General features: G+C 37.3%; 23 protein-coding genes and 1 pseudogene. 7 read left to right on the top strand and 17 right to left on the bottom strand.

Translation table 11 applies throughout. The features are described from left to right. The first annotated feature begins 2 nt into the window (after window positions 1-2). A complete protein-coding gene (locus HCB38_RS08800; RefSeq protein WP_185319101.1) occupies window positions 3-2,495 on the top strand; it encodes a penicillin-binding protein 1A in 2,493 nt (830 codons plus the stop codon). A gap of 44 nt (window positions 2,496-2,539) precedes the next feature. Here HCB38_RS08800 and HCB38_RS08795 read toward each other — a convergent pair whose 3' ends face one another. From HCB38_RS08795 to HCB38_RS08720, 16 genes and pseudogenes are all read right to left on the bottom strand, one after another. Further along, window positions 2,540-3,028, bottom strand: a complete 489-nt coding sequence (locus HCB38_RS08795; protein WP_185319102.1) for a YpoC family protein — start codon at window positions 3,026-3,028, stop codon at window positions 2,540-2,542. After that, window positions 3,021-3,680, bottom strand: a complete 660-nt coding sequence (gene nth / locus HCB38_RS08790) for an endonuclease III (protein WP_185638266.1) — start codon at window positions 3,678-3,680, stop codon at window positions 3,021-3,023. The genes HCB38_RS08795 and nth overlap by 8 nt, the downstream gene beginning before the upstream one ends. Before the next feature lie 10 nt (window positions 3,681-3,690). Continuing rightward, window positions 3,691-4,410 (bottom strand): DnaD domain-containing protein, encoded by a 720-nt coding sequence (locus tag HCB38_RS08785; RefSeq protein WP_185638264.1) that lies wholly within the window; start codon window positions 4,408-4,410, stop codon window positions 3,691-3,693. Window positions 4,411-4,550: 140 nt separating this feature from the next. Then, window positions 4,551-5,843 (bottom strand): asparagine--tRNA ligase, encoded by a 1,293-nt coding sequence (gene asnS / locus HCB38_RS08780; protein WP_185319105.1) that lies wholly within the window; start codon window positions 5,841-5,843, stop codon window positions 4,551-4,553. Window positions 5,844-5,856: 13 nt separating this feature from the next. Next, window positions 5,857-7,038 carry a pyridoxal phosphate-dependent aminotransferase gene (locus HCB38_RS08775; RefSeq protein ID WP_185638262.1) on the bottom strand — a complete coding sequence of 394 codons (1,182 nt, stop codon included), beginning with the start codon at window positions 7,036-7,038 and terminating at the stop codon, window positions 5,857-5,859. Between the two features lie 22 nt (window positions 7,039-7,060). Then, window positions 7,061-7,646: pseudogene (locus tag HCB38_RS08770) on the bottom strand (cell wall elongation regulator TseB-like domain-containing protein). A 44-nt stretch (window positions 7,647-7,690) separates the two neighbouring features. Next, window positions 7,691-10,477, bottom strand: a complete 2,787-nt coding sequence (locus HCB38_RS08765) for an ATP-dependent DNA helicase DinG, 3'-5' exoribonuclease type (protein ID WP_185638260.1) — start codon at window positions 10,475-10,477, stop codon at window positions 7,691-7,693. Window positions 10,478-10,573: 96 nt separating this feature from the next. Beyond that, window positions 10,574-10,957 carry an aspartate 1-decarboxylase gene (gene panD, locus HCB38_RS08760; protein ID WP_003728013.1) on the bottom strand — a complete coding sequence of 128 codons (384 nt, stop codon included), beginning with the start codon at window positions 10,955-10,957 and terminating at the stop codon, window positions 10,574-10,576. A 3-nt stretch (window positions 10,958-10,960) separates the two neighbouring features. Further along, a complete protein-coding gene (gene panC, locus HCB38_RS08755; protein ID WP_185638258.1) occupies window positions 10,961-11,818 on the bottom strand; it encodes a pantoate--beta-alanine ligase in 858 nt (285 codons plus the stop codon). 3 nt (window positions 11,819-11,821) lie between these two features. After that, window positions 11,822-12,655, bottom strand: a complete 834-nt coding sequence (gene panB / locus HCB38_RS08750) for a 3-methyl-2-oxobutanoate hydroxymethyltransferase (RefSeq protein WP_185607883.1) — start codon at window positions 12,653-12,655, stop codon at window positions 11,822-11,824. A gap of 167 nt (window positions 12,656-12,822) precedes the next feature. Further along, entirely contained in the window at window positions 12,823-13,296 is a 474-nt protein-coding gene (locus HCB38_RS08745; RefSeq protein ID WP_185618383.1) for a thioredoxin family protein, read from the bottom strand. A 147-nt stretch (window positions 13,297-13,443) separates the two neighbouring features. Then, a complete protein-coding gene (locus HCB38_RS08740; protein ID WP_185319111.1) occupies window positions 13,444-14,421 on the bottom strand; it encodes a biotin--[acetyl-CoA-carboxylase] ligase in 978 nt (325 codons plus the stop codon). Continuing rightward, the gene (locus tag HCB38_RS08735; RefSeq protein ID WP_185618379.1) at window positions 14,411-15,592 is read right to left on the bottom strand and encodes a CCA tRNA nucleotidyltransferase; all 1,182 of its coding nucleotides are present in this window, start codon (window positions 15,590-15,592) and stop codon (window positions 14,411-14,413) included. The genes HCB38_RS08740 and HCB38_RS08735 overlap by 11 nt, the downstream gene beginning before the upstream one ends. A 14-nt stretch (window positions 15,593-15,606) precedes the next feature. Beyond that, window positions 15,607-16,011 (bottom strand): methylglyoxal synthase, encoded by a 405-nt coding sequence (gene mgsA, locus HCB38_RS08730; RefSeq protein WP_185319113.1) that lies wholly within the window; start codon window positions 16,009-16,011, stop codon window positions 15,607-15,609. Between the two features lie 15 nt (window positions 16,012-16,026). Continuing rightward, window positions 16,027-16,818 (bottom strand): 4-hydroxy-tetrahydrodipicolinate reductase, encoded by a 792-nt coding sequence (gene dapB, locus HCB38_RS08725; protein ID WP_185319114.1) that lies wholly within the window; start codon window positions 16,816-16,818, stop codon window positions 16,027-16,029. Continuing rightward, window positions 16,815-17,150 carry a nucleotide pyrophosphohydrolase gene (locus tag HCB38_RS08720; RefSeq protein ID WP_185638256.1) on the bottom strand — a complete coding sequence of 112 codons (336 nt, stop codon included), beginning with the start codon at window positions 17,148-17,150 and terminating at the stop codon, window positions 16,815-16,817. Before HCB38_RS08720 ends, dapB begins: the two co-directional genes overlap by 4 nt. A gap of 139 nt (window positions 17,151-17,289) precedes the next feature. On the opposite strand from HCB38_RS08720, the gene HCB38_RS08715 reads away from it, so the two are divergent. Next, window positions 17,290-18,156: a YitT family protein gene (locus HCB38_RS08715; RefSeq protein ID WP_185319116.1), complete on the top strand. Its 867-nt coding sequence runs from the start codon at window positions 17,290-17,292 to the stop codon at window positions 18,154-18,156. On the opposite strand, the gene HCB38_RS08710 is transcribed toward HCB38_RS08715, so the two are convergent. Next, window positions 18,146-19,252 carry an NAD(P)/FAD-dependent oxidoreductase gene (locus HCB38_RS08710; protein ID WP_185638254.1) on the bottom strand — a complete coding sequence of 369 codons (1,107 nt, stop codon included), beginning with the start codon at window positions 19,250-19,252 and terminating at the stop codon, window positions 18,146-18,148. The genes HCB38_RS08715 and HCB38_RS08710 overlap by 11 nt on opposite strands. Before the next feature lie 319 nt (window positions 19,253-19,571). Between HCB38_RS08710 and HCB38_RS08705 the strand changes: the two genes are divergently transcribed. The 5 genes from HCB38_RS08705 (at window position 19,572) to HCB38_RS08685 (ending at window position 25,314) form a co-directional block, all read left to right on the top strand. Continuing rightward, window positions 19,572-20,711: a GGDEF domain-containing protein gene (locus tag HCB38_RS08705; protein WP_185319118.1), complete on the top strand. Its 1,140-nt coding sequence runs from the start codon at window positions 19,572-19,574 to the stop codon at window positions 20,709-20,711. A 20-nt stretch (window positions 20,712-20,731) separates the two neighbouring features. Further along, window positions 20,732-21,859: a GGDEF domain-containing protein gene (locus tag HCB38_RS08700; RefSeq protein ID WP_185319119.1), complete on the top strand. Its 1,128-nt coding sequence runs from the start codon at window positions 20,732-20,734 to the stop codon at window positions 21,857-21,859. Then, window positions 21,856-22,860, top strand: a complete 1,005-nt coding sequence (locus tag HCB38_RS08695; protein WP_185319120.1) for a glycoside transferase — start codon at window positions 21,856-21,858, stop codon at window positions 22,858-22,860. Before HCB38_RS08700 ends, HCB38_RS08695 begins: the two co-directional genes overlap by 4 nt. 18 nt (window positions 22,861-22,878) lie before the next feature. After that, the gene (locus HCB38_RS08690; protein WP_185319121.1) at window positions 22,879-23,562 is read left to right on the top strand and encodes an EAL domain-containing protein; all 684 of its coding nucleotides are present in this window, start codon (window positions 22,879-22,881) and stop codon (window positions 23,560-23,562) included. 108 nt (window positions 23,563-23,670) lie between these two features. Further along, window positions 23,671-25,314 (top strand): NAD-dependent malic enzyme, encoded by a 1,644-nt coding sequence (locus HCB38_RS08685; protein WP_185638252.1) that lies wholly within the window; start codon window positions 23,671-23,673, stop codon window positions 25,312-25,314. Window position 25,315: the final 1 nt, after the last annotated feature.

The following is a 25,315-nucleotide window of genomic DNA, read 5'->3' as shown; positions in this document are numbered from 1 at the left end:
TAATGGCAGATAAACCGCAGACAAGATCTCAGTATCGCAGCAAGCAAAATGGAAATTCTAAAAAGAATCCACCAAAACGAGGAAAAAGAGTTGCAGTAAATATTTTCAAAACTATTTTCTTTCTCGGGTTATTTTTAGCTTTCTTTGGTGTTGCGGCTGGTGCCACTGTCTTTTACGGTTATGCAAAAGACGCACCAAAACTGACCGACTCCAAGCTACGAGATCCCCTTTCATCCAAGTTACTTGATAAGGATGGGAAGGTTTTCGCAGAAATTGGAACCGAACGGCGGGAATATATTGAATACAAAGATATACCGGAAACACTTAAAAATGCAATTCTTACAACTGAAGATTCGCGTTTTTACGAACATGACGGGATTGATCCTATTCGACTAGGTGGGGCTGTAATCGCTAATGTTAAAGACGGATTTGGTGCAGAAGGTGCAAGTACACTTTCCCAACAAATCATCAAAATGTCCTATCTTGATTACACCAATAAAACACTCGCGCGAAAAGCACAAGAAGCATGGCTTGCACTTCAATTAGAGGAAAAATATAGCAAAAATGACATCCTTGAAATCTATGTCAATAAAGTCTATATGTCTGACCGTGTTCACGGGATGCAAACAGCTTCAGAGCATTATTTCGGTAAGAGTCTCAAAGATCTTACTTTAGCTCAGACAGCGCTTCTTGCAGGTATGCCACAAAGTCCGAATAATTATAACCCATACGATCATCCAGAAGCTGCAAAAAAACGTCGTGATCAAGTTTTAACTAATATGTATACTCATGATAAAATCACTAAAGATGAGATGACTGCTGCACAAAAAACACCTGTTGCTACCGGACTTCGCTCTAAAAAAGATCGTGAAGATAAAATTTACAAATACGATGCTTATGTAACACAAGTTTTAAGTGAAATTCCGAAAGAATACGATGTTTATCGTGATGGTTTAACAATTCATACTGCACTTGACCGCGATGCACAAGAATATACAGAAAAAATGTTGAATACTAATGAAATCATTAACTTCACTGATGATGAAATGCAGGCCGGAATTGTTCTACAAGATACAAAAACTGGCCGTGTTCAAGCAATTGGTGGCGGACGTAACCAAAAAGTTACTCGTGGTTATAACTATGCTACTCAGGTTAAACGTTCTGTAGGTTCCACCATGAAACCAATTGCCGATTATGGCCCAGCTTTTGAATATTTAGACTGGTCTACAGCTCATATTTTAGAAGATGAACCTTATACGTATACAGGCGGAACTCCTATCAACAACTGGGATTTCGGTTACAAGGGACCAATTTCTGTAAGACAAGCACTTTATCAATCTCGTAATATTCCTGCCCTAAAAACGCTTCAAGCTGTTGGGCTAGAAAAATCCGAACAATTTGTAAACAAACTTGGTATTACTTATGATGAAGGTCAAAATGTAGAATCTAATGCCATTGGGGCTAATAGTTCCAACCCAATGCAAATGGCAGGTGCTTATGCCGCATTCGGTAATAAAGGAATTTACAATACCCCTCATACAATTACCAAGATTGTTTTATCAGATGGGGAAACTGAAATTGACACAGAACCAAACAGTACAGTAGCAATGAAAGAATCTACAGCTTATATGGTATCGGATGTTCTAAAAGACGTTCTTTCTATCGGAACAGGTACTTCAGCAGCCGTGCCTGGTGTCCCTGCTGCTGGTAAAACAGGTACAACGAATATTCCACCAGAATTCACTTCGAAGTATTACTATCCTAGTGGGGCTGCTCGTGATTCATGGTTTGCTGGTTATACAACAAACTATTCAATTGCTGTATGGACTGGTTATGATGATAAGAAAAAATATGTTTCCGCAAGCGAGCAAAAAATTGCACAATATATGTTTAGTAAATTAATGGCTCATGCATCTGCTGGGAAAACTACAGCAGACTTCAAAATGCCAAGCAATGTCGTTTCTGTTCCAATTCTAAAAGGTAGTAACCCAATCGCTCGTGCTGCATCTGGTACATCAAGTGACAAAGTAAGCTATGAATTATTTTTAGCTGGAACTGCCCCAACAAAAACAGCTTCTACTCCAGAAGACGAGAAGAAGAAAAAAGAAGAAGCAGCTAAGAAAAAAGCTGAAGAAGAGAACAAGAAAAAAACAGATGCAGAGAAAAAAGCTGAGGAAGAAGCAAAGAAAAAGGCTGAAGAAGAGAAAAAGAAAAAAGAAGAAGAAGCCAAAAATCTTACTGCCCCTACCGGCTTAAGAGCAAGTTATGACGCAAATTCGAAACAGATTAACGCTTCTTGGTCTCCAGTAGATGGTGCAACCTACGAGGTAACAGTTAATGGTAGCACGACTACTGTCTCTTCAACCTCCGTCTCTGTAAGTGGTGGTAATCCAGGTGATACAATTTCTATCAATGTTGTCGCCGTAAAAGATGGCAAGAAGAGTCCTGCTGCTTCCACTACTGTCAAAGTTCCAGCTGAACAGGCACCCGATTAATAAATAACACAAAAAGAGAAGACGAAAATTCGTCTTCTCTTTTTTTATTTCTTAGCAATTAATTTACGCTGCTCTAACATTAATTCATTTAATTGGCGAAAACCTAAAAAAGTATTTCCTCGATTCAAAACATATTCCAATCGCTCATCTAAATTAAGTGGCTTCATTTCAAGTGTTTTCACTTGTTCCATTAAATTATTAAGTTGAACAGGTCGATGATTACTCCAGAACAAAATGGATAAAAATATTCCTAATGCATCTCTAACAGTAACTGGAGATGGCTTTTTATGCGTCTTTAAATCAGCTTCCATACTTTCAGCTAAATTGGTCATATGTTTAGCTAATTTTCGACAAGCTCTATCTGTTTCATGTTTCCACGGGATAACGCCCCCGCCCTTTGTAAAAAATTGTTGTTCTTGCCAAAAAGGTAAGCCACTCACATAAATTGATTCCGGATCATACTCTTCTGCTATCACATCAGGTGCTGGAAAATCTGGATGAGATAATTCCATTGCATACTTAAATTCAGCCATCAAATCCCCTCACTTTCGCTTGCTTCTTTCCTTCTCTGCATAGATACAGTAAAGGGCATGTCGGACATTCTGGGTTTTTTGCTTTACAATGGTATCTTCCAAAAAAAATCATATAATGATGCGCGTCAGACCATAGTTCTTTTGGTAGTTTTCGTTTGAGTGTTTCTTCTACTTCTACAACAGAGTCTTTCCACCTACAAATGCCAAGACGTTTACTAATCCGCTCTACATGTGTATCGACTGCAATCGCTGGGATACCAAAACCAACAGATAAAACAACATTGGCGGTTTTTCTGCCAACACCGGGTAAGCTTTCCAGTTCAGCATGAGTGCGTGGGACTTCTCCATTAAATTCAGTAAGTATTTTATCAGATAACCCTTGAATATTTTTTGCTTTATTTCGGTACAAACCTATCGAACGTATATCGTCCATTAATTCCTCTAATGGTACGGCTAAATAATCTTCTGGTCGGTGATATTTTTCAAAAAGTGAAGCTGTTACACGATTGACTAAAACATCTGTACACTGCGCGGATAACACAACTGCAACTAGTAATTCAAACGTATTTTTATGGATTAGTTCACAATGTGCTGCTGGAAACATTTTCGCCATTTCTTCTATGCATAATACAGTTTGTTTATTTGATAACAATTTGTTTACGTCACCCTTTTCTTTTTTCGAGCCAGTCGTATAATGGTATAGACCCTGCACTTTTTTTGACTTCGCTTTTATTCATCGTTTGGTTAGCTCGCCCGTTTTGGTGAAATTCTTCCGCTACTCTTTTAGCGTCTTCTGTTGTTTTGACACCTTGTTTAGACCAATTAAGCAATATCCTATCAATATAGCGAAAATTTAATTTTTGTGAAATAACTGCTTCCTTAAGGGCTTCTTTAATTAAATCAGGACTTGTTCGGTCTTGGTCCACCCATGCAGATAACATTTCTGCTTCCATTGGTGAAAGCGGTCTGCCAAATTCTGCTTCAAATAAACTGTATAAATTCGTTTGTTGTTCAACTTCTTGGTCTTGTCTAATATCTGCTTCCATATTTTCATATAACGCGGCTAATTTACACCATAGCGGCTCTAAATTGTATTGTTCCGAAATCATTAGCGAATTATCCTTGCTTTGTTCAATAGCAATCACGCCTTTTTTTAGGAGTGAATCCATTGTTTTAATAGTATCTTCCAGTCGAAGCGTTGTTCTATCTGTTAACATCTCCATCGAAGGAAAAAATTCTGCTTCTGCTGCAAATGATTGTATTTGAAGTAAAAGTACTAGTTCGCTTTCATTTAAGCCAAGCACTGCATAGTTTTTCACTAAAACTTGCGGCAAAGTTACTTGTCCTTCAGCCATCCATTTTCCAAGCATTTTATAATCCATTTTAAACACCTCACCCTCAAATTATAACATGGTTTTCAAGGGAAAAATATAAAAGTAATGATAAAATCACTAAATCAAGTGGAAAAACTGTTTTTATAAAAAGATAAAAAAAGTGAAGCCATTAAATGGCTTCACTTTTTTTAAGGATATAAACGGTTAAGTAAACGTGGGAATGGAATTGTTTCGCGAACATGTTCTGTTCCGGAAATCCAAGCTACTGTACGTTCTAAACCAAGTCCAAAACCAGAATGCGGTACCGAGCCGTAACGAGCTAAATCAAGATACCAGCTGTATGCTTCTTGGTCTAAATCGAAATCTTTCATTCTAGCTTGTAGTGTCTCTAAATCATGAATACGTTCAGATCCACCAATAATTTCTCCGTAACCTTCTGGAGCAATCATATCAGCGCATAAAACCACTTGATCATTTTCCGGATCTTCTGGCATATAAAATGGTTTAATTGCTTTTGGATAATGTGTAATAAAGACTGGTTTTTCGAAGCTATCCGCAATCGCTGTTTCATGTGGTGCCCCAAAGTCGTCTCCCCACACAATATCATCAAAGCCTAATTCATGTAAACGTTCGATTGCTTCTGTATAAGTAATACGCGGGAACGGAGCAACCATTTTTTCTAAATGACTAACGTCACGTCCAAGGCGATCAAGTTCTAAGCGACAGTTATCAAGTACCGCTTTTACAAGGAAAGCCACATAGTTTTCTTGTACTTGTAAACTATCTTCTAATTTGTAAAATGCCATTTCTGGTTCAATCATCCAGAACTCAATTAAATGACGGCGTGTTTTTGATTTCTCAGCGCGGAAAGTTGGACCGAATGAGAATACTTTCCCGAAAGCCATTGCTGCTGCTTCCATGTATAATTGACCACTTTGAGATAAAAAAGCATCTTCATCAAAATATTTCGTGTGAAACAGTTCTGTTGTTCCTTCAGGTGCACTACCAGTTAAGATAGGTGGATCGATTTTTAAGAATCCTTCTTTATTGAAAAATTCATAACTAGCGCGGATAATTTCATTACGAATTTTCATGATAGCGTGTTGGCGATTAGAACGTAACCATAAATGACGGTGATCCATTAAAAATTCAGTACCATGTTCTTTCGGTGTAATCGGGTAATCATGTGATTCGCTAATTACTTCAACCCCAGATACAGCCATTTCGTAACCAAATGGTGAACGAGTATCTTCATTAATTGTACCCGTGACATATAAACTTGTTTCTTGTGTTAAAGCTTTGGCAGTAGCAAAAATATCATCGCCTACTTCTGCTTTTACGACAACGCCTTGCATAAATCCTGTTCCATCACGTAATTGTAAGAAAGCAATTTTTCCACTTGAACGCTTATTCGCAAGCCATGCTCCAATTGTTACTTCTTTTCCGACAAATTCGGATGCTTGATTGATTGTAATTTTCACTTGTCTACACTCCCTATTTCATAAAACTTTTGATTCGATTTATAGCTTCTTGGAATAAGTCTGGATTTGTTGCATAAGAAAGGCGTATATAATCTGGCATTCCGAATCCTGAGCCTGGAATGACTGCGACTTTCGCTTCTTCTAAAAGAGCTGCTACAAAAGCATCTACATCCTGAAAACCTTTTTTATGTGCCGCTTCTTTTACTTCAATAAAGAAATAAAAAGCGCCATCTGGTTTTTTCGGTTTAAACCCTGGAATGCTACTTAGTTCTGGATAAAAGCGTTCCATTCTCTCTTCAAAAGCTTTGTACATTTTTTCTGGAACTTCTTGACTACCCACATAAGCTTCCAGCGCTGCATACTGCGAATTAACAGTGGGATTGCTTGTTAAATGGTCTGCAAGCTTACTCATACCAGCGATGATTTCTTTATTTGCGGCTGCGTAACCAATACGCCATCCAGTCATAGAATATGCTTTAGACACGCCGTTAATGACGATCGTCAAATCATATAAACGATCACTCAGACTAGCGATAGAAACTAAGTCTGCTTTATTTCCATAGTATAATTTTTCGTAGATTTCATCCGATAAAATGTAAATCTGATGTTTCTCAGCAACTGCTCCAATTGCTACTAATTCATCTTTTGTATAGCACATGCCAGATGGGTTATTGGGAGAATTCAACACAATTGCTTTTGTTTTTTTGGTGATAGCTTGTTCAAAATCAGTTGCTGATATTTTGAAATCTGCATCAAAGCCAGTTTCGACAAATACCGGAACTCCACCAGCTAATTTTACTTGTTCTGGGTAAGTAACCCAGTATGGAACGGGAATAATGACTTCATCGCCAGGATCCAAAATCGTTTGAAACGCAGAATATAATACATGTTTTGCCCCTGTACCTACAAAAACCTGATTAGTTTCATAGGTTAATGACTGGTCTTTTTTGAGCTTATCCACAATTGCTTGTTTAAGTTCGAGTATTCCGCTTGAAGGAGTATATTTTGTGAATCCCTTATTCATGGACTCGGTAGCTGCATCGATAATATTTTGCGGGGTATTAAAATCTGGTTCCCCAGCGCCTAATCCGATAACATCAATTCCTTCTTGTTTCATTTGTTTTGCTTTTGCCGTAATCGCGAGTGTTGGCGACGGGGCAACTCCTTTGACACGTTTTGATAACGGTAAGTCCATGTTATTCCCTCCTCTAGTTTAATTACAAGTTCTCAATTTCTCTGTACCATTCACCTGTTTCAAAGTTAATATCAAAATAGTTTAGCTTGTCATTCTTATCTAAGTAGGCAACTTCCCAAATAGGTGTTTCTTTTTCCATGCCTAGAGTGACATGTAAAATTTTTGCTGGATTTTTTTCTTTTACTACTTTGTCGTGTGCCTGACTTTCTGTAATCCCATCAGATGCGAATTTAACATATACTTTGTCGGATTTTTTCTTTGGAACCCAGACAATGATTTTCTTATTCTTACTGTTTTTGCCAGTAAGTACATAATAAACTTCTTTTGGACCATTGTATAAATAAAATTTATCCGTGGTCTTCAAATCAACTTGGCCACTTATTCGATCTAAAGCTTCTTTTTCTGCGTTGGTTACGGGTTTTTCTGCATATCTAAAGTACAGAAAAGCCGCCACGATAAGCACAATAATTATGCCGAGAATAATCGCTATCCATTTGCCAATCTTACGTTTAGGTTTTCTATTTCGCAAAGTAATCTCGCTCATTTCTATTTCTAAATTACCGGAATTATGCCCGGTGATATGCATTTTCATTTTCGCATAGATACATTATAGCAATAGCAGCCATAGATTTGAAGTCATATTAGGAAAAATTTAACCTTCCTTAAAGAATTCACTTACTTCTTTCAGTAAATCGGCTTGGTTTCCTTTTAAAATTGGTGCACTAGGAATAGATTCTAAAAAGGCTTTACCAAATCTTGTTGTGTCCACGCGGTTATCAAAAACGAAAACAATTCCACGATCTGATTCTCGCCTAATTAACCGACCAAATCCTTGTTTAAATCGCAAAACAGCTTCTGGTAAGGAATACGTTTGGAACGCATTTTCACCGCGCTCTTTTCGAAGGGCAATTTGTGCTTTCGTATAAGGATCATCCATTGGTGCAAACGGAAGCCTTACAATTACTAAACATGATAAATCTTCTCCTGGAATGTCTATCCCTTCCCAAAAACTCGTTGTTCCAAGTAAAATAGCTTTATCAAACATTTGGAATTGCTTGGTTAAACGGGCGGCACTTCCCGCTGAAACACCTTGCGCGAGAACTACATATTCTTCTAATGATTTCTCATTTTTCATATGATAATATGTTTTTTGTAACATTTCTGAGGCTGTAAAAAGAACTAACATCCGCCCATTTGTCTTCACAGCTATATGCCGAATATATTTAGCAAGTTCTGCCGTATAACGTTCAATGGGTGTATCTTTAATTGGTGGCATATCATCAGGTATCATCACACGCGCATTTTCTTTATAATCAAATGGTGATGGAATGCGTTTTTCAACTAGCTGTTCCTTTTCTAACCCAATACTCTTTCGCAAATAGTCAAATTTCCCATTTACAGTAAGCGTTGCTGAAGTCATAATGACACTTTCTTTTTTGGCGAAAAATTCTTTACCAAGCGTTGGTTCGACTTCCATAAGTACCGCTTTCAGACGGATACTTGAGATAGAATGGTTTTTATCTGCTTGCAAATAGATAGTTAGAATAGGGGATTTTTTGTGAAGCATTTGCTCTAATTGTTTCACGATGTTTTTCCAATCAAGTAAAAAGGCATACATTTCTTCTAAAAAAGCGCTCTCGGCTTCCCCTAATTCATTTTCTTCTTGTTTACCTTGCTCGAGTAAAGTTTCCATATTTTTTTCAGATTCTTGAAGTAAGCGAAGTACTTTTTCAGCTGCATAATATATCGCGTCATTCCAAGCGTCTTTTTCGCTATTTTCAACTAAAACAACTTCTTGTAAGTTTTTACGCGCATATTTTAGTTGCATTTTTAGGAGTGTAAAAAATTCTTCTACTGCCTCGCCTAACTTCATCGCAGCAATATCTAAGTCATATAAACTATCTGCTTCTGGAAAAGCCATTGCGAGCCTTGTGAGTAAAGAATATTTTTCTAGTGAACCAAGCTGATTTAAAAAATATTTTAGTTTACGGTAGGAAAGGATAAAACTACCTTGTGTTCTAGCACTATCAGCAAAATGATGCGCCTCATCAATGACCGCAAACGCATATTTGGGTAATGTCTGTCTCCCAGAAAAATGGTCACTCAAAAGAAGTGCGTGATTCACAATAACTAAATCAGCATTTTTAGCTTGTTCGATGTTAAATTTATAAAAATCATATAGTAACCACGGATCATGCTTCTCTGATAAAAACCAACCAGTATGCTTCATTCGATTCCAAAATAGTTCTCCACCACTTGATAAATTTACTTCATCAATATCACCGGTTGTAGTTTCAGTTAGCCATACAAGTAGTTTTAGTTTGGTTACAACCACATCATATTGCGGATCAACTTCTCGAAGCAATTGTTCGAATTTAAATAAGTTCAAATAGTGATCCCGACCTTTGAGTAAACTCGCTTTCACTTCAAAACCAGTTAATTTTGTCAAAAGGGGCACATCTTTTTCAAACAATTGTGCTTGAAGTAGATTCGTATATGTACTTATTACAACAGGTAATTCAGCTTGTTTCGCTTGATAAATAGCTGGCAAAAAGTAGCCCAATGACTTACCAATACCTGTTCCAGCCTCAATTAACGCATGTTTCCCTGATTTCATAGCTTGGAAAACTAGATTCATCATTTCAAACTGGCCACTTCTTGCATAAAGTGGGGCCCCTGCTTTTTTAAACAATGCCATCTTTGCATCAGCAGTCTCAGGAAATTCAAGCAAATCTGCTCGACTATACATTGGTTTTTTGACTTCTTTTTTTCGAATCACCAATCCACGGTGTTCGATAAAAGCTGGATCAAGTGGTTTATTTTCGCGTTCTTTTTTCATCTCTATTTCAAATAAAAGTTCTGGTAAGTAACTTTTTAGGCTCCCTGAAATAGTGGCCATTTGTCGAATAATCGGAAGTGGTAAATTTTCAAGTTTATTTAAGAGTAGTAAAAGTAAGTCCGCTGTAACTTCTGCATCACTATCTGCGCGGTGTGGTTTATCATGTCCTAGACCAAATTCATCTGACAAATCTTGTAATTTATAACTATCAATCCCAGGATACATAATACGTGAGAGTTCAACAGTATCTAGCTTTTTCATTTTGCCTAATGAAATTCCAGCACGTGTCATTTCTCGTTCTAAAAAAGTCCAATCAAACGAGACATTATGCGCTACGAAAATAGTATCTTCTAATAGAGTAGCGATAATCGGGGCAACATCTTCAAATAGTGGCGCATTTTTAACATCTTTTGGAGAAATTCCCGTTAACTCTTGAATAAAAGCAGGAATAGGCTTTTCTGGATTTAAAAAAGTGGAGTATGTTTCCAGTCGTTTTCCTGATTCGACAAAACATGCAGCGAACTGAATAATACGATCTTCTCGCGAGGCTTGGTTCCCAGTTGTTTCTAAATCAACGACAATATAACGCTTCTGTTTCATTTTCTCCACCTCTTTCCTTCACTGCTTTTATTCAAAAATAACGATTCAAACAAACGAGTAGCTTGAGCAGAAATCCGCTCAAGCTCCCCGAACTGATTATAAAGTCGTATGCGCTTTTTCTTCTGGAAGAATCATTTCAATATGATTTTTTTCGTCTAATACCACAATTTTGGGTTCATGCGTTTTAGCTTCTTCCGCTGTAAACATCCCATAACTCATGATAATGACTACATCACCAACTTGAACATGTCTTGCAGCAGCTCCGTTTAAACAAATCACACCACTACCAGGCTCACCTGGGATAATATAGGTTTCTATTCTCGCACCATTATTATTATTTACAATTTGAACTTTTTCATTTGGAAGCATATCCACCGCTTCTAAAATAGCAGAATCAATCGTAATACTTCCTACATAATTCAGATTGGCTTCTGTTACAGTCGCTCGGTGAATTTTGCCATTCATCATTGTTCTAAACATTTTTTACCGCCTCTTCACATTTATTAATTCATTATCGATTAAACGAGCTTTCGAATATTTTACTGCCGCAGCTATAATTATCCCTTTGGCCCAGTCTTTCACTGGAGTAAATTCAGGATAAGAATATAACGCTAGGTAGGCGATTTTCTCATGAGATGTTTGCTCATTAATTTTGTCTGTCATAACTTGTACTATTTTCGCTTCATCTGTCTCGCCAGATTCAATTAATTGCCGACCAAGTTGTAAAGCAGCGTGAATTACTGGCGCTTCTTTACGTTCGGTTTCTGTGAGGTAGACATTTCGCGAGCTCTTCGCAAGTCCATCAGCCTCTCTAACTGTAGGAATGATTCGCAAATTCACCGGGAAAAAGTAATCTTCTACAAGACCAGAAACTACTGCTACTTGTTGAGCGTCTTTTTGACCAAAATAAGCATTATCTGGATTTACTAAATGAAATAGCTTCGTTAAAACTGTAACTACACCGTCAAAATGGCCTTCCCTGTCAGCACCATCAAGTACGGAAACACGTTTAATGACGTGCAATTTCGTTGCTAAATCAGTTGGATAGATTTCCTCAACTGTCGGCACAAATAAAATATCGACACCACCAGCCTCAGCAAGCTTTGCATCATGTGCTTCATCGCGTGGATATGCGTCAAAGTCTTCGTTGGGACCAAACTGGGTTGGATTAACAAACACGCTCATAACGATAAAATCCGTCTCTTTTTTTGCATGGCTTACAAGCGTCATGTGCCCTTCATGTAAAAAACCCATTGTTGGCACGAAACCAATTGTTTTATTCGCTTTTTTTTGTTTTAAAATTGCCTCTTTAAGTGCTTGTCTATTTCGAATGATTAACATTGGCTATTCCCTTCCATAAAGGCCTTTTAAGTCTTCTTCTGCCATTGTAAAGCTATGTTTCACTTCTGGAAACGCTAGTTCTTTTACGTCATTCACATAGTTTTTAAGTGCTGGTTCGATAGTTTCGTCAATATCGGCATAAGCTTTCACAAATTTTGCTCGACGATTGATACCGTAACCGATAATGTCATGGTATACAAGAACTTGACCATCTGTTTCTAAACCTGCTCCAATACCAATAGTTGGAATAGTAAGTGCCTTAGATACTTTTTCAGCTAGCTGACGAGGAATCGCTTCAAGTACGAGGGCAATAGCTCCAGCTGCTTCAACAGCTAACGCATTATCAATCAACTCTTGCGCTTCTTGAACTGATTTTGCGCGAACTTTGTAGCTTCCTGTTAAGCCTACACTTTGTGGCGTTAAGCCAAGGTGAGCGACAACTGGTGCACCGGCCTCTGTCAAACGAGCAATTTTGTTAACAACTTCTCCTGCGCCTTCTAATTTTACTGCATGAGCGCCACTTTCTTGAATAATCTTGCGCGCGTTTTGAATAGTTTCATCCACTGAACCGTGATAAGTCATAAAAGGCATATCCGTTACAACAAAAGTATCTGGCGCCCCTCGTTTCACCGCTTTCGTGTGATGAATCATATCAGTCATTGTTACTGGTACAGTTGAATCGTAGCCTAATACTACCATTCCAAGTGAATCACCAACTAAAATCATGTCGGCTTCTGCTTGTTCTACATTCTTAGCAGAAGGATAATCGTAAGCGGTAATCATCGTGATTTTTTCTCCATTTTCCTTCATAGCAAAAAAGTCTACTGGTTTTTTCATTTTCTTAGCTCCTTTTCGTCCCTGTTAAATGAATTAATCAAGGCAAAAAAACAAATTTTTGTAAGTAGCGTTAGTATGATCCAGTAAAGGTATCATCCATTCTTTGCTACCATATGTATAATAACATAAATAGATGCTTACTTAAAGTATGTAAATTGAAGAGAGGTTTACTCTGAAACCTCTCCGCTCACTTTATTCATCCATTTAGTCAACTTCGCTGGTTCATCTGTTGCAGCATAAGTAGATGCAACCTTTCCATCTTTTAAATATACCATTGTTGGAACGGAATCAATATCCATCTTTTTTAAAAGCGCAACCATATCATCACGGCTCTTTTCGGATGCTTTATCTGTATTATAATAAGCCATTTTTTGATTTGGTTGTCTTTTTTCAAGTTCTTTCTTCAAAATAGGTTGGAATGCTTGGCAGTCTTCGCATGTTGGACGCCCAACATAAACCAAACCAGTTGTTTTGTCAGCCATTTTTTGTTTAAAGTCTTTCGTGGAAATTATATTTAAAAAGGTCGCACTCTCCTTTTCGGTTTGCTTTGTTTTCTCTTCTGTTTCTTTTTTATTATCGCCACATGCCCCTAGAGTGAGAACTATGGTAAACAGTGCTAATAGTAATATAATTTTTTTCATAACAACGACTCCTTCGTGCTTATTGTACTAGATTTTTCTCAAAAAAGAAAAACTCGAAAAAGTGATTTTCACACTGCATTTTCGAGTTAAAAGATATGCTTTAGGTTATTTTATTAGGGTCAAAACAATCTTTTTATAGCGATTTTGTTATTTTTCATTATCTAGCAAAATATCTGCTGAGTAAATCGAATGAACCTCGCCTAGTGAATCTTGAAGTAAGAGCACGCCTTCATCAGAAATACCTTTTACTTGTCCGTGAATTTTTCCTTTTGTCGTGCTGGCTGTTAATTTTTCACCAAAGGGAATTGCTTTTGTTTCCCATAATAACTTTATCGGTGCAAATCCTTTATCTAAGAAAAGTTCATAATACTTCTCTAATGAAGTTAATATTGCTTGTAATAATGCTTTTCTCGATATACTTTCGCCTAGTTCAAGTTTAAGTGAACTGGCTTTCTCTTTGATTTCTTCTGGAAACGCTTGTTGATTTACATTAATCCCCATGCCAATAATGACCGCATGAATTGTTTCTGCTTCGGCTTGCATTTCTGTTAGTACGCCACAAATTTTTCGTTTACCAATATAAATATCATTCGGCCATTTGATTTTTGGCTCTAGCTGTGTGATATTTTCAATCGCTTCTGTAATCGCAAGCGAGGCGATAAAAGTGAATTGGGGTACTTTTTGAATTGGAATTTGCGGTTTTAAGATTACGCTCATCCAAATACCTTCCCCTTTTTTAGAATTCCATGGACGAAGCAAACGCCCTTTCCCAGCGGTCTGCTCATCTGCTACAATAACGGTTCCTTCTGGGCTTATTTCCATTTGTTGGTGCGCTATGATTTGCGTGGAATTCACCGATTCATATACTTCTAAATGCTGCCCGATAAATTTTGTTTCCAAACCAAGTAGTAGTGCGTCTTTCGTATATTGTCCGGCTGTAGCTGATAAGCGATAACCCCGATTTCTGACTGCTTCGATTTCAAAACCTTCTTTACGTAGTGCTTCCATTTGTTTCCAAACCGCTGTACGTGAGCAACCTAGACTATCTGCAATTTCTTGACCGGATAAATAAGCGCCATCACTTTCTGTAAATAGTGCAAGTAGTTTTTCCCGATTATTCTTCATGATAGCCAAGCCACCTTTTAATCTGATTTTTTTCATTGCTTATTTTGTTGGATAAAACTTGGCATTCAACCTTTTCAAGCGTTTCTTTTACCCAAGGACCAGCGTTTTCCCCTGTCCATTTTAATAAGTCAGCACCAGTAATCGCTAAATCTTTTTTGGAGTGAATTGGTAATAATTCGTATGCTTTTTTCAGTTCATCTTCTTTGTCCACTTGACCACGAATGTTATTTAGTTCGTTTACTAACAAAAAAACTGCTTCCTGAGCATGATATAATTCTTCTGTTAGCCAAGTTTCTTTCATATTAAGTGCACCTTGATACGCTTTATTCACTAGTTGAATGGTTTTATTCGGTAGTTTCCACGCTTTTAAAAATGTGGTAATATTACTCGGTTTAACGGCGACTACTAGTCCAAGCCAAATAGCGGTTTCGGTCGTCCGTTTTTCCCAGTTCCAACTAGCGAATTCCTTTAAGGCTTTTTTTTCGCCTTTTAAACCTGGCAAATAGACTTCCATTTCTACTTTTAAAAGTAAATCTATGGCGCGTTTGACAGCTTGACCTTTCATCATTTTTATCCATTCGACAGTGATTCTTTCAACAGAAGTATGCTGTAATAAAGCAATTTGGTTTGCTAGGGCGGTTTCGGTTTCCTTATCTAACTGAAAATCAAGCTGGCTTAGAAAGCGCACTGCTCGCATCATTCTAAGCGCATCTTCGTGGAAACGTTCAGAAGCTTTGCCAACTGCTTTAATTTCTTTGTTTTGAATCGCTAATTGTCCGGAAAATGGATCATGTAAATCGAAATGTTCATCCATCGCAATCGCATTCATCGTAAAGTCGCGACGCTGTAAATCTTCTTCCAGCGAGCGAATAAATGTTACTTCACTCGGACGCCGAAAATCTTCATACGTCCCCTCTGTTCGAAAAGTAGTCACTTCATAAAATTCATTATTTTCTCTAACTGTAACTGTTCCATGTGCAATTCCAGTATCATAAGTTGCTTGAAAAATCTCTTTTACCTCTTCTGGAAAAGCACTAGTTGCAATATCTACATCGGAAATAGATCTATTTAGTAAGTAATCTCTGACAGATCCGCCCACAAAATACGCTTCAAATCCCGCTGTAGTTAATTTTTGCAATACAGGAAGCGCTTTTAGAAACACGTCATTCATCTGTCATCGCTCCTTTATTCATCATTCCGTCTTAAATCTCGCCAATCTAGAAAACCAGCTCCTAAGCCACGAATTAAAATTTCTGCTGAGCCAATATTTGTCGCTAAAGGGATTTCGTATACATCGCATAATCGAATTAGTGCTGTCACATCTGGTTCATGAGGCTGAGCGGTCAGCGGATCACGCAAGAAAATAACTAAGTCCATTTTATTTTCCGAAATGCGCGCACCAATTTGTTGATCGCCACCAAGCGGCCCAGATTTAAAACGATGCACCGTTAAGCCAGTTGCTTCAATAATCCGCAAACCAGTCGTGCCTGTTGCGTACAACTGATGTGGTTCGAGCAAATGTTTATATGCGGTTGCAAATCCAACCATCAAATCTTTCTTTTCATCGTGCGCGATTAATGCGATATGCATCTCATTCACCTATCCTTAGTCTAAAATATTTTCTAAGCCATAAATAAGTGTTTCAAGTTCTTTAGTTTTACGAACAGAAAGAGCAACACCAGACATAAAGGAAATCCGGTCATAAGAGTCATGACGAACCGTTAAGCCTTGTCCTTCTGCTCCGAAAATCACTTCTTGATGTGCAACAAGTCCTGGTAAACGCACACTATGAATACGCATGCCTTCATATTCTGCTCCTCTTGCCCCTTCAATAAGTTCTACTTCATCTGTTGCACCTTGTTTAACGAATTCACGTGTTTCTGCCATCATTTCCGCAGTTTTCACAGCTGTACCACTTGGCGCATCTAATTTATTATCATGGTGCAATTCAATAATTTCTACGTTCGGGAAATATTTGGCTGCTTTTTGAGCAAATTGCATCATTAAAACTGCTCCTACAGCAAAGTTTGGCGCAATTAAAGCTCCAATTTTTTTCGATTCTGCAATTTCTCTTAAGTGTTCGATTTGCTCTGGTGTAAAGCCTGTTGTACCAACTACCGCACTTACCCCGTGCTCTAAAATAGTTTTCGTGTTACTATACCCTACTTTAGGTGTCGTAAAATCAACAACGCAATCGGGTTTTATTTCGTCTAACATTTCGCTTAAATTGCCAAAAACAGGCACATCTAGTGTGCTGAATTCTGTAATCTCACGTATATTTTTTTCTTTTGGTTCATGGTCAACTACTGCCACCAACTCTAAATCTGCTTCTTTTAAAACCGTTTTTACAACCTCGTGTCCCATTCTTCCTTTAAATCCTGATACTGCTACTTTCATTCTGATTTTTCCTCCTTTTTTGTCCAGCGGTCTTTATCGCGTTCTTTAAATTTCGCCATGACCGTATCGTGTGCTTTTTCCATATCAATTTCAAGTGAATTTGCCATACATGTAAGAACAAAAAGACAATCGCCCAGTTCCTCTGCTACGGTTTTAGTCGGTTCACTTGTTTTCTTCGGTTTTTCACCATAATAATGGTTGATTTCTCTAGCTAGTTCCCCTGTTTCTTCTGTAATCCGAGCCATCATTGCTAACGGGGAAAAGTAACCTTCCTCGAATCCACCAATGAAATCATCCACTTCTTTTTGTATTTCTGCCATGGTTTTCGCCATAGGTTTTCCCCCTTTTTGTGTTAAACTAAAATAGGTTTTAAGTCTAATTGTTAACTTCATTTCATTATACCTAAACAAATACATACAAGTCCATGATTTTTTACTTACTTATTAAATAGATTCAAGGAGGGAAAACGCTATGTTAAAAACACTTCGCACAAAAAATATTTGCTTTATTATGCTTGGTACAGCGATTTATGCATTTGGATTAGTCAATTTTAATATCGCAAATAATCTCGGTGAGGGTGGCCTTGCAGGGGTGACACTATTCCTACTCCATTTTTTCCAAATCGACCCTGCCTATTCCAACTTAGTCTTGAACATTCCTTTGTTTATTATAGGTTGGCGTGTATTAGGTAGTCGTTCCCTCATTTATACCGGAATTGGTACTGTTAGCCTTTCCTTATTTTTATGGATTTTCCAGCGCATTCCCTATACATTAGATTTACATAGCGATTTACTCTTAGTTGCCCTGTTTGCTGGGGGTTTTAGTGGTATTGGTCTAGGCCTTGTGTTTCGTTATGGTGGTACTACTGGCGGCAGTGATATTATCGCCAAATTACTTAATCACACAAAAGGCATTAGTATGGGACGGACTCTTTTTGCAATTGATGCGATAGTGCTTGCGGCTTCTCTATCTTATTTAGATGTTCGCCAAGTGATGTATACACTTGTCGCTGTTTTCATTGGCTCACGCGTTATTGATTTTGTGCAAGAAGGTGCTTATGCTGCTCGCGGTGCCTTGATTATTTCTAAAGATAATGATGCCATCGCTTCCCACGTAATGCTCTCGATGAATCGTGGTGTAACGGTACTCGAAGGTCGTGGTGGTTTTTCTAAAAACGAGCAAGATGTGCTTTATATTGTAGTTGCGAAAAATGAAATTGTGCAATTAAAGAATATTGTGCAAGCGGTCGATCCTCATGCTTTTGTTTCGGTTAGCGTTGTTCATGATGTGATGGGCGAAGGTTTCACACTCGACGAAAACAAAAATCCTATTTACTAATGTACTTTCTTGGGTCATAATTTTCTAAAGCTAAATCGGTCGTGTTTAAAAGCGCCAAGTCTACCAGCAATTTACCAACATACGGTCCAGTCGTTAAGCCAGAAGCACCAAGTCCATTGGCTAAAAAGATAGATTCAAAACCAGGTAACTGTCCGATTAGTGGTGCAAAATCAGAGGTGTATGGTCTTGTTCCAACCGCTACATTAGTGACTTTACTTTCCAAATCCCCTTCCATAAAACGGGTAACTTCTGATAATACTTCAGTCCTACCTTCTGCTGTTGGCTCCGTATTGAAGCCAGCAGCTTTTTCATGGGTAGCACCAACAATTATTTTTCCATTTTCAAACGGAACAATCGATTTTGCGCTTGGAGGTAAAATAACTGGCCAGTCCGCTGTTTCATACTCACTAAAATCAAGTTCAAGTAATTGCCCTTTTTGCGCTAAAACATCCGTATGAAAACCAGCCTCCTTTAGCAAATTAGGTAGCCAAGCGCCTGCTGCGATAATTAGTTTATCGTAACTTTCTTTTTTCCCATCAACCAAGACCTCTCCTTTTGACGAAAAGTGAGCGCGACCAACTTTGATTTCCACTCCATTTTCTTTTGCCGCGTATAATAAAGTTTCACAAAATAAACCGCCATTAACCCGTGCTGCCCCACTTACATATACAGAACCAAAACCAGGTTTTACTAAAGGAAATTTTTGTTTTGTTTCGTCTTCTGATAGTTTTTCAATATTACCCATTACATTTGCTTCTGTTCGTCTTTCTATAGCAAGGTTAAAAAGCTCCGTTACTTTTTCTTCGGTTTCCCGAAGCGCAAGTACACCAACTTGTTTATACCCTGAATCTCTTCCAGTTTCTTTACTAAGTCGCTCTGCTATCTCTTTGTAAAAAGCTGCACTATTTCTTGCTAGTTCGTACCAATATTTATTCCGTCTTTTGGAAAGCCACGGACAAATAATTCCGGCAGCTGCTCTCGTTGCTTGTCCAGGTTCATTCGAATCAATTAGCGTTACTTGGACGTTTTCTTTTGATAATAAATATGCTGCGCTTGATCCAACAATTCCGCCACCAATTATTACTATTTTTTGCATTGTTACACCCCTCTATATCAATTGTGACACAAGTTGACTTTTTTATAACTCTTTGTAATAATATGTGAAAATAGTTAAGTTTACAGACTACTAAAAATCCTCTACTTCATTCTATCCATTGTACTGAAATCCAGCTTTAATTACAAAAAGGCAGATTTTGGCTCATCTCGTTGTCATTACCACATATCCTCTTAGAGATTATTTTCGCCTATAAGTTGGTTCTTTGTACTGCGTCTCAGCTAAAAATTCATTTGTTTTTTATTCTGCCTATATTAACTTTTCAGCTGATTCGTTATGCTGAGATATGGGAGATTTTTTTATGCCAAATATTCTTGATTCATTATGGAACAGCATGGCGCTTTTTTTATCAGCGCTTTTTTTTCACGGAATGGCACTGCGGTCAATTAGAGAAAAAAAGCCTGCTTGGTTCCAAATTAAATTTGCAAATGAAATTATTAATTATTCACTGGGCATTTACTACGGCTTTCTAGGTGTTTATTTTATTATCCGCGGATTACCCGGAACGGATTCTGGGATTTATACAGATATGTTATTAAATATTTTAATTGTTTTACACTTATTTTCATCAGCGGGGCCTGCTACAATGGCGTTGTTACTCATTGTGACAGGAAAACTCTTTCTAGGTGATGCTCTCTTTGCCAATTTAATTTATGTGTTTTTAATTATTGGTTTTCACTTTGTTTGTATGGAAGTAGCTAAACTACGTCTTAGCTCTGTTCAAAAAGTAGTGCTCGTCAAACTTAGCGCCATTCCACTAATGCTTTTTTATTTGCATCAAAAAATACATCTAACATATACGTTGAATGATTTGCCAGTGTGGATACTCTATTTCTTGGTTTCTTTTTTTATTACCTTTATTATTATTTCAGCGGCTTATTATATTGATACATCAAATAAGCTAATTTATGATTTGCAACAATCGACTATTCTTGATCCACTTACTGGTCTTACAAACTTTCGCCACTTTGAAAAAACGTTCGAAGCTGCTTTTAACTATGCAACTTTAAAAAAATCGAACTTAAGTTTAATCATTATTGATATTGATTATTTTAAACGGGTAAATGATACGTACGGTCATTTAGTTGGAAATGGTGTTTTATCTACTTTTAGCCAGTTGCTTTTAAAAATTAGTTTTCCACCAAATACAGTTATATCTCGAATTGGTGGAGAGGAATTCGCTATTATTTTACCGAATATAAATGTAAGTGAAACGGAACATTTAGCAGAGAAGATTCGGCGAAAAGTCGAAAAAATCGATATTCCGATTGCGACATCAGGGTCGGTTATCACCATTTCTGCTGGCATTGCGAATTATGATGGCAAAAATTATCCGAGTGCGCGTGAACTAATGCATGCAGCAGACCAAGCACTTTACAATGCAAAACGAAATGGACGAAATCAAGTGCATATTCGTGAAACAACAGATCCAATTATTTAATAAAAAGGAGATGAGTCCATTTGTTTGAGCTAGTTAATTCCTACATAGATAGTTTAGCGCTCTTTCTTGCTATCCTTTTTATCCAAGGTATGTCTTTTCGAAAAATAAGACAATATCGTCCTAATTGGTTCCAAAATGGGAATAGGCGGCTTTTTCTTTCTATTCTCCTTGGTGTTTATTATGGTTTAGCAGGCATTTATTTTATCTATGAAGGTGCTTACGAAAATAATCCTGTTATTTATACGAATATGCGGATTTTAATTTTGATGGTTACTAGTGTATTTGCAGGTCGCACTCCACTAATTGTTGCATATATAATAATGCTTTTTGGAAGAATCAGTTTTGATATCGCTTCACCTGTTACTAGTCGCTATATTATTTTAATGACACTTATTTTCGCAGCTTGTTTACTTATTACTTTTTGGAAAAAACAACGCTTTTCAAAATTTGTTGCTTTAATTATTTTGAATTTCCCAGCAATCCTTTACTATTTTGTAAATAATTTTGACGAAAATCGAATTTTGCGAGGCGTTGAAATTATAGAGTACTTCTTATTATTTTTTGTAACTGCTTTGCTCGTATTTTATGCATGTAATTATATTGATAAAAGTAATTTAGTCATTCAAAATTTGACCGAAACAGCGATGACCGATAGTTTAACTAACTTACCTAACATGCGCTTTTTTACACAGCAATTTGGTTGGATTTTTAGTAAATCACAAAAAAGAAAAAAAGCATTATCACTCTTTATTATTGATATTGATCATTTTAAAGAAATTAATGATTTTCATGGACACCAAGCTGGAAACACTGTTTTGGCCCAGTTTAGCAGTATCCTTAAAAATCGAACTTTTCCACCAAGAACGATGCTAGCTCGAATTGGCGGAGAAGAGTTCGCTGTTTTACTGCAAAATGTCGGTACAGAGCAAGCTTCCTTAATTGCTGATTTTTTACGAGATGAAATTGAACGAGCCAAGTTTCCATATAACCCGGTTAGTGGTAATGTAACGGTCTCTATTGGAGTTGCATCCATGGATTGTCATTTTACAACAACGGAATCACTTTTTGAGGCTGCCGATCAAGCACTTTATCAAGCAAAACAAAACGGGCGTAACCAAATTGCCATTCATCAGGAGGCAAGCGAATGAAACGGATAATTCTTATAGTTGTATTACTACTTTTTATTGGCACTGGAATATACATCTTTCTCCGCCCAGAACAAAAAAATACTTTAAGTGCACCTAAAGAAACAAAGCCTACTTCAAGCTCGGTACAAAGTTATGTAAAAGGAAATTATATGACCAAAAACGGTTTAATTATGGATTACAAAAATGCCCAAGAACCGCACTATTTAGCTGAGAGCATCGGACTTTATATGGAGTATTTAGTAGAAGTGAATGACAGCAAAACTTTTCAAGAACAAGTAACTACTTTACAAAAATATTTTATAACTACAGATAATTTTATTAAATGGGAAGCAACTGATAGTACAACGACCAACGCTATTGTAGATGATTTTCGGATTACAGAAGCGCTATATCAAGCTAGTGAAAAATGGAACCATCAAGCCTATCAAACGCTTGCCAATAAAATTCTCTTTAACACGAAGAAATATAGTACCAATCAAGGAATTCCAGTGGATTTCTATGATTTTGTTCATAAGAAAAAAGCAGATACACTTCATTTAAGTTATCTAAATATCCAAGCAATGCAACACATTAACTATAGCGCAAAAGCCTATACACCTATTAGAAATGTTAGCGCCACACCTTTTTTTACAGAAGTGTTTCAAAATAACCAATTTCAAAATGCTAATGCAAACGAGGTCAACATGATTGATCAAATGCTCATAGCCATCGCCTATTATGACGAAAATGGTATAGTAGAGCCAAAATTCGATCAATTTCTGCAAACAGAACTCGCTTCAACAGGAAGAATTTATGCTAGATATAATAGAGAAACAAAAAATCCGAACTCTAAAAACGAATCAACCGCCGTTTATGCCTTTTTGACACAGTATTTTAACAAGACAAATCAAGCTAAAAATGGTAAAATCACCAAAGAGTTGTTAGAGAAAATGGACACGTCAAATCCTGAAACAACCCATTTTTTCGATTATATAAATAAAGAAATAACTCTTAAGAAATAACGGAAAGAAGTTGGACAAATGAAAAAGCCCTCCGTAAGTGAGATTATTGATCAAAACCTTTTTGATACAATATACGAACCGATTGTTGCTGTCTCAAATACACAAGTTTTCGGATATGAGTCACTCACCCGCTTAAAAACAAATCACTGGAATGCTATTAGTGATTTTATTGAAGAAGCGGAACAGGATGGTCTGCAAAAAGCGTTTGAACTGCTCACGCTTCATAATGCAGTCAAGTGCTTTAAAAAAGGCGAAAATACGCCATTATTTGTCAATATTTCCTATGACACGTTTTTAGAAAATCAAGAAGAATTACATGATACCCTTCTTGATAACGGGAAAATAGTTTTTGAATTTTTGGAAACATCCAAGTTACCTCAAGAACGCATGAATGACTTAGAAAAACAACTACACTTATTCCAGAAAAAACATGAAACTAAATTTGCTATTGATGATTTTGGCTCCGGTTATGCCGACTTGCATCGCGTTTTTGCGCACCATTCTGACTTTGTCAAAACTGATCGCTTATTACTTCGAGATTTATTTGAAAGTGACGGCAAGAGAAACTTCTTTGAGCAACTTCATCATTACGTTAAAAAGCATCATAAATCCTTGATTGTTGAAGGAGTAGAAACAAAAGAACAACTAAAGTTCCTTCAAGAAATCGGCATCCCCTATGCACAAGGTTACTATTTTCATTGATATGTAAAAAAGAAAATCTGATTGGTTTCAGGTTTTCTTTTTTTGGAATCAGTTGTTATTCTCCTCTCCCCCATGTAAAATAGAATAGAATGAAAAGGAGTGCTTGAAATGACTTTAAAATCAGGTTTTGACTATATGAATAACCCATTATTAAATAAAGGAACAGCCTTTACAAAAGAAGAAAGAGAACGTTATAAATTAGACGGATTACTGCCGCCAATTATCGAAACAATCGAACAACAAGCTCTGCGCACCGAAAACCAACTAAAAAATTTAGCATCCCCTCTACATAAACACCAACTTTTAACGAACTTATATAACGAAAATCGCACACTTTATTATTACGTTGTTACAAAAAATGTGAGCGAATATTTGCCAATTATTTATACGCCAACGATTGGGGATGCGGTAATAAATTATCATACAGACTACACTGCTCCGGATGAAGCTTTATTTATTGATGCATTTACACCTGAAAAACTAAGAGCATCCGTTGAAAATTATGCGCAAAACAATCCAAATATTGATATGATCGTGATTACAGATGGTGAAGGCGTGCTTGGCATTGGTGATTGGGGCGTGAATGGAGTCAAAATAGCAGTTGGAAAATTAGCGGTTTATACGGTTGCAGCTGGACTTTCCCCTGATCGTGTTCTCCCAGTTGTCATTGACGCAGGAACAAATAACAAAACACTACTTGAAGACTCGCGATACTTAGGAAATAAACGTCCGCGCCTGTCAGAAAGCGATTATGATACTTTTATCAATCAATTTGTGAAAGTTATGAGCGATGTTTTCCCAAGTGCTATCCTTCACTGGGAAGATTTTGGTCGAAGAAATGCAAGTCGTATCCTCCACAATTATCGTGATAAAATATGTACGTTTAATGATGATATACAAGGAACTGGCGCGATGGTTGTTGCTGCTGCTCTTGCAACAATTAACGTTTCAAACATTCCTTTAAACAAACAAAAAATTATTATTTTCGGTGCTGGAACTGCTGGGATCGGTATTGCTGATCAACTCAGTGGACAATTGATGCGTGAAACCGGTCTCCCTTTTGAAAGTGCCAAAAAACATTTTTACTTAATGGACCGAAGTGGCTTAGTACTTGATAATATGACCGGCTTAACAGATGGTCAAAAGAAATATGCGCACCTTGCTTCTGACTGGTCAAGCGTGCCTACTGATACATTAGAACACTTAGTTGAAGCAATTCATCCAACAATGTTAATAGGCTGTTCTGGCGTTACTGGAGCCTTTAAAGAGAGCATCGTTAAAAAAATGGCAGAGCATACAGAACGACCTGCAATTTTGCCACTGTCAAATCCAACCAAATTAGCTGAAGCAACTGCCGCAGATTTGATTAAATGGACAGATGGAAAAGCGCTAATCGTAACAGGAAGTCCGTCCCAGCCCGTGACTTATCAAAATATTACGTATGAAATTGGTCAAGCAAATAACGCCCTTCTTTATCCAGGGCTTGGACTTGGCGCACTTGTTACACGGTCTAAATTTATTACAGACAGCATGCTAGCCGTTGCATCAAGTGCCGTTAGCGATCAAATTTCTACAAACGAACTTGGAGCTGCCCTCTTACCACATGTTCGCACACTTAGAGAAACTTCCCGCGCGGTTGCTATTGCGGTAGCGAACCAAGCAATCAAAGAAAATATCCACCAAGTCGAGTTAGCAAGTGTCACAAAAGCTGTCGAACGTGAGATGTGGCAACCAACTTATAAAGGAGTTTAAG

This window comes from Listeria farberi (assembly GCF_014229295.1).
GTDB classification, from domain to species: domain Bacteria; phylum Bacillota; class Bacilli; order Lactobacillales; family Listeriaceae; genus Listeria; species Listeria farberi.
Note: the sequence above shows the minus strand (reverse complement) of the source record. Positions and strands in the feature narration are given on the sequence as shown.

What these genes read in the sequence shown, in the direction of transcription:
- HCB38_RS08800 (WP_185319101.1), top strand. Translation starts at nt 3, where the DNA reads ATGGCAGATAAACCGCAGACAAGATCTCAGTATCGCAGCAAGCAAAAT.
- HCB38_RS08795 (WP_185319102.1), bottom strand. Translation starts at nt 3,028, where the DNA reads ATGGCTGAATTTAAGTATGCAATGGAATTATCTCATCCAGATTTTCCA.
- HCB38_RS08785 (WP_185638264.1), bottom strand. Translation starts at nt 4,410, where the DNA reads ATGGATTATAAAATGCTTGGAAAATGGATGGCTGAAGGACAAGTAACT.
- HCB38_RS08775 (WP_185638262.1), bottom strand. Translation starts at nt 7,038, where the DNA reads ATGGACTTACCGTTATCAAAACGTGTCAAAGGAGTTGCCCCGTCGCCA.
- HCB38_RS08765 (WP_185638260.1), bottom strand. Translation starts at nt 10,477, where the DNA reads ATGAAACAGAAGCGTTATATTGTCGTTGATTTAGAAACAACTGGGAAC.
- panD (WP_003728013.1), bottom strand. Translation starts at nt 10,957, where the DNA reads ATGTTTAGAACAATGATGAATGGCAAAATTCACCGAGCGACTGTAACA.
- panC (WP_185638258.1), bottom strand. Translation starts at nt 11,818, where the DNA reads ATGTTAATCATTCGAAATAGACAAGCACTTAAAGAGGCAATTTTAAAA.
- panB (WP_185607883.1), bottom strand. Translation starts at nt 12,655, where the DNA reads ATGAAAAAACCAGTAGACTTTTTTGCTATGAAGGAAAATGGAGAAAAA.
- HCB38_RS08745 (WP_185618383.1), bottom strand. Translation starts at nt 13,296, where the DNA reads ATGAAAAAAATTATATTACTATTAGCACTGTTTACCATAGTTCTCACT.
- HCB38_RS08740 (WP_185319111.1), bottom strand. Translation starts at nt 14,421, where the DNA reads ATGAAGAATAATCGGGAAAAACTACTTGCACTATTTACAGAAAGTGAT.
- HCB38_RS08735 (WP_185618379.1), bottom strand. Translation starts at nt 15,592, where the DNA reads ATGAATGACGTGTTTCTAAAAGCGCTTCCTGTATTGCAAAAATTAACT.
- mgsA (WP_185319113.1), bottom strand. Translation starts at nt 16,011, where the DNA reads ATGCATATCGCATTAATCGCGCACGATGAAAAGAAAGATTTGATGGTT.
- dapB (WP_185319114.1), bottom strand. Translation starts at nt 16,818, where the DNA reads ATGAAAGTAGCAGTATCAGGATTTAAAGGAAGAATGGGACACGAGGTT.
- HCB38_RS08720 (WP_185638256.1), bottom strand. Translation starts at nt 17,150, where the DNA reads ATGGCGAAAACCATGGCAGAAATACAAAAAGAAGTGGATGATTTCATT.
- HCB38_RS08715 (WP_185319116.1), top strand. Translation starts at nt 17,290, where the DNA reads ATGTTAAAAACACTTCGCACAAAAAATATTTGCTTTATTATGCTTGGT.
- HCB38_RS08710 (WP_185638254.1), bottom strand. Translation starts at nt 19,252, where the DNA reads ATGCAAAAAATAGTAATAATTGGTGGCGGAATTGTTGGATCAAGCGCA.
- HCB38_RS08705 (WP_185319118.1), top strand. Translation starts at nt 19,572, where the DNA reads ATGCCAAATATTCTTGATTCATTATGGAACAGCATGGCGCTTTTTTTA.
- HCB38_RS08695 (WP_185319120.1), top strand. Translation starts at nt 21,856, where the DNA reads ATGAAACGGATAATTCTTATAGTTGTATTACTACTTTTTATTGGCACT.
- HCB38_RS08690 (WP_185319121.1), top strand. Translation starts at nt 22,879, where the DNA reads ATGAAAAAGCCCTCCGTAAGTGAGATTATTGATCAAAACCTTTTTGAT.
- HCB38_RS08685 (WP_185638252.1), top strand. Translation starts at nt 23,671, where the DNA reads ATGACTTTAAAATCAGGTTTTGACTATATGAATAACCCATTATTAAAT.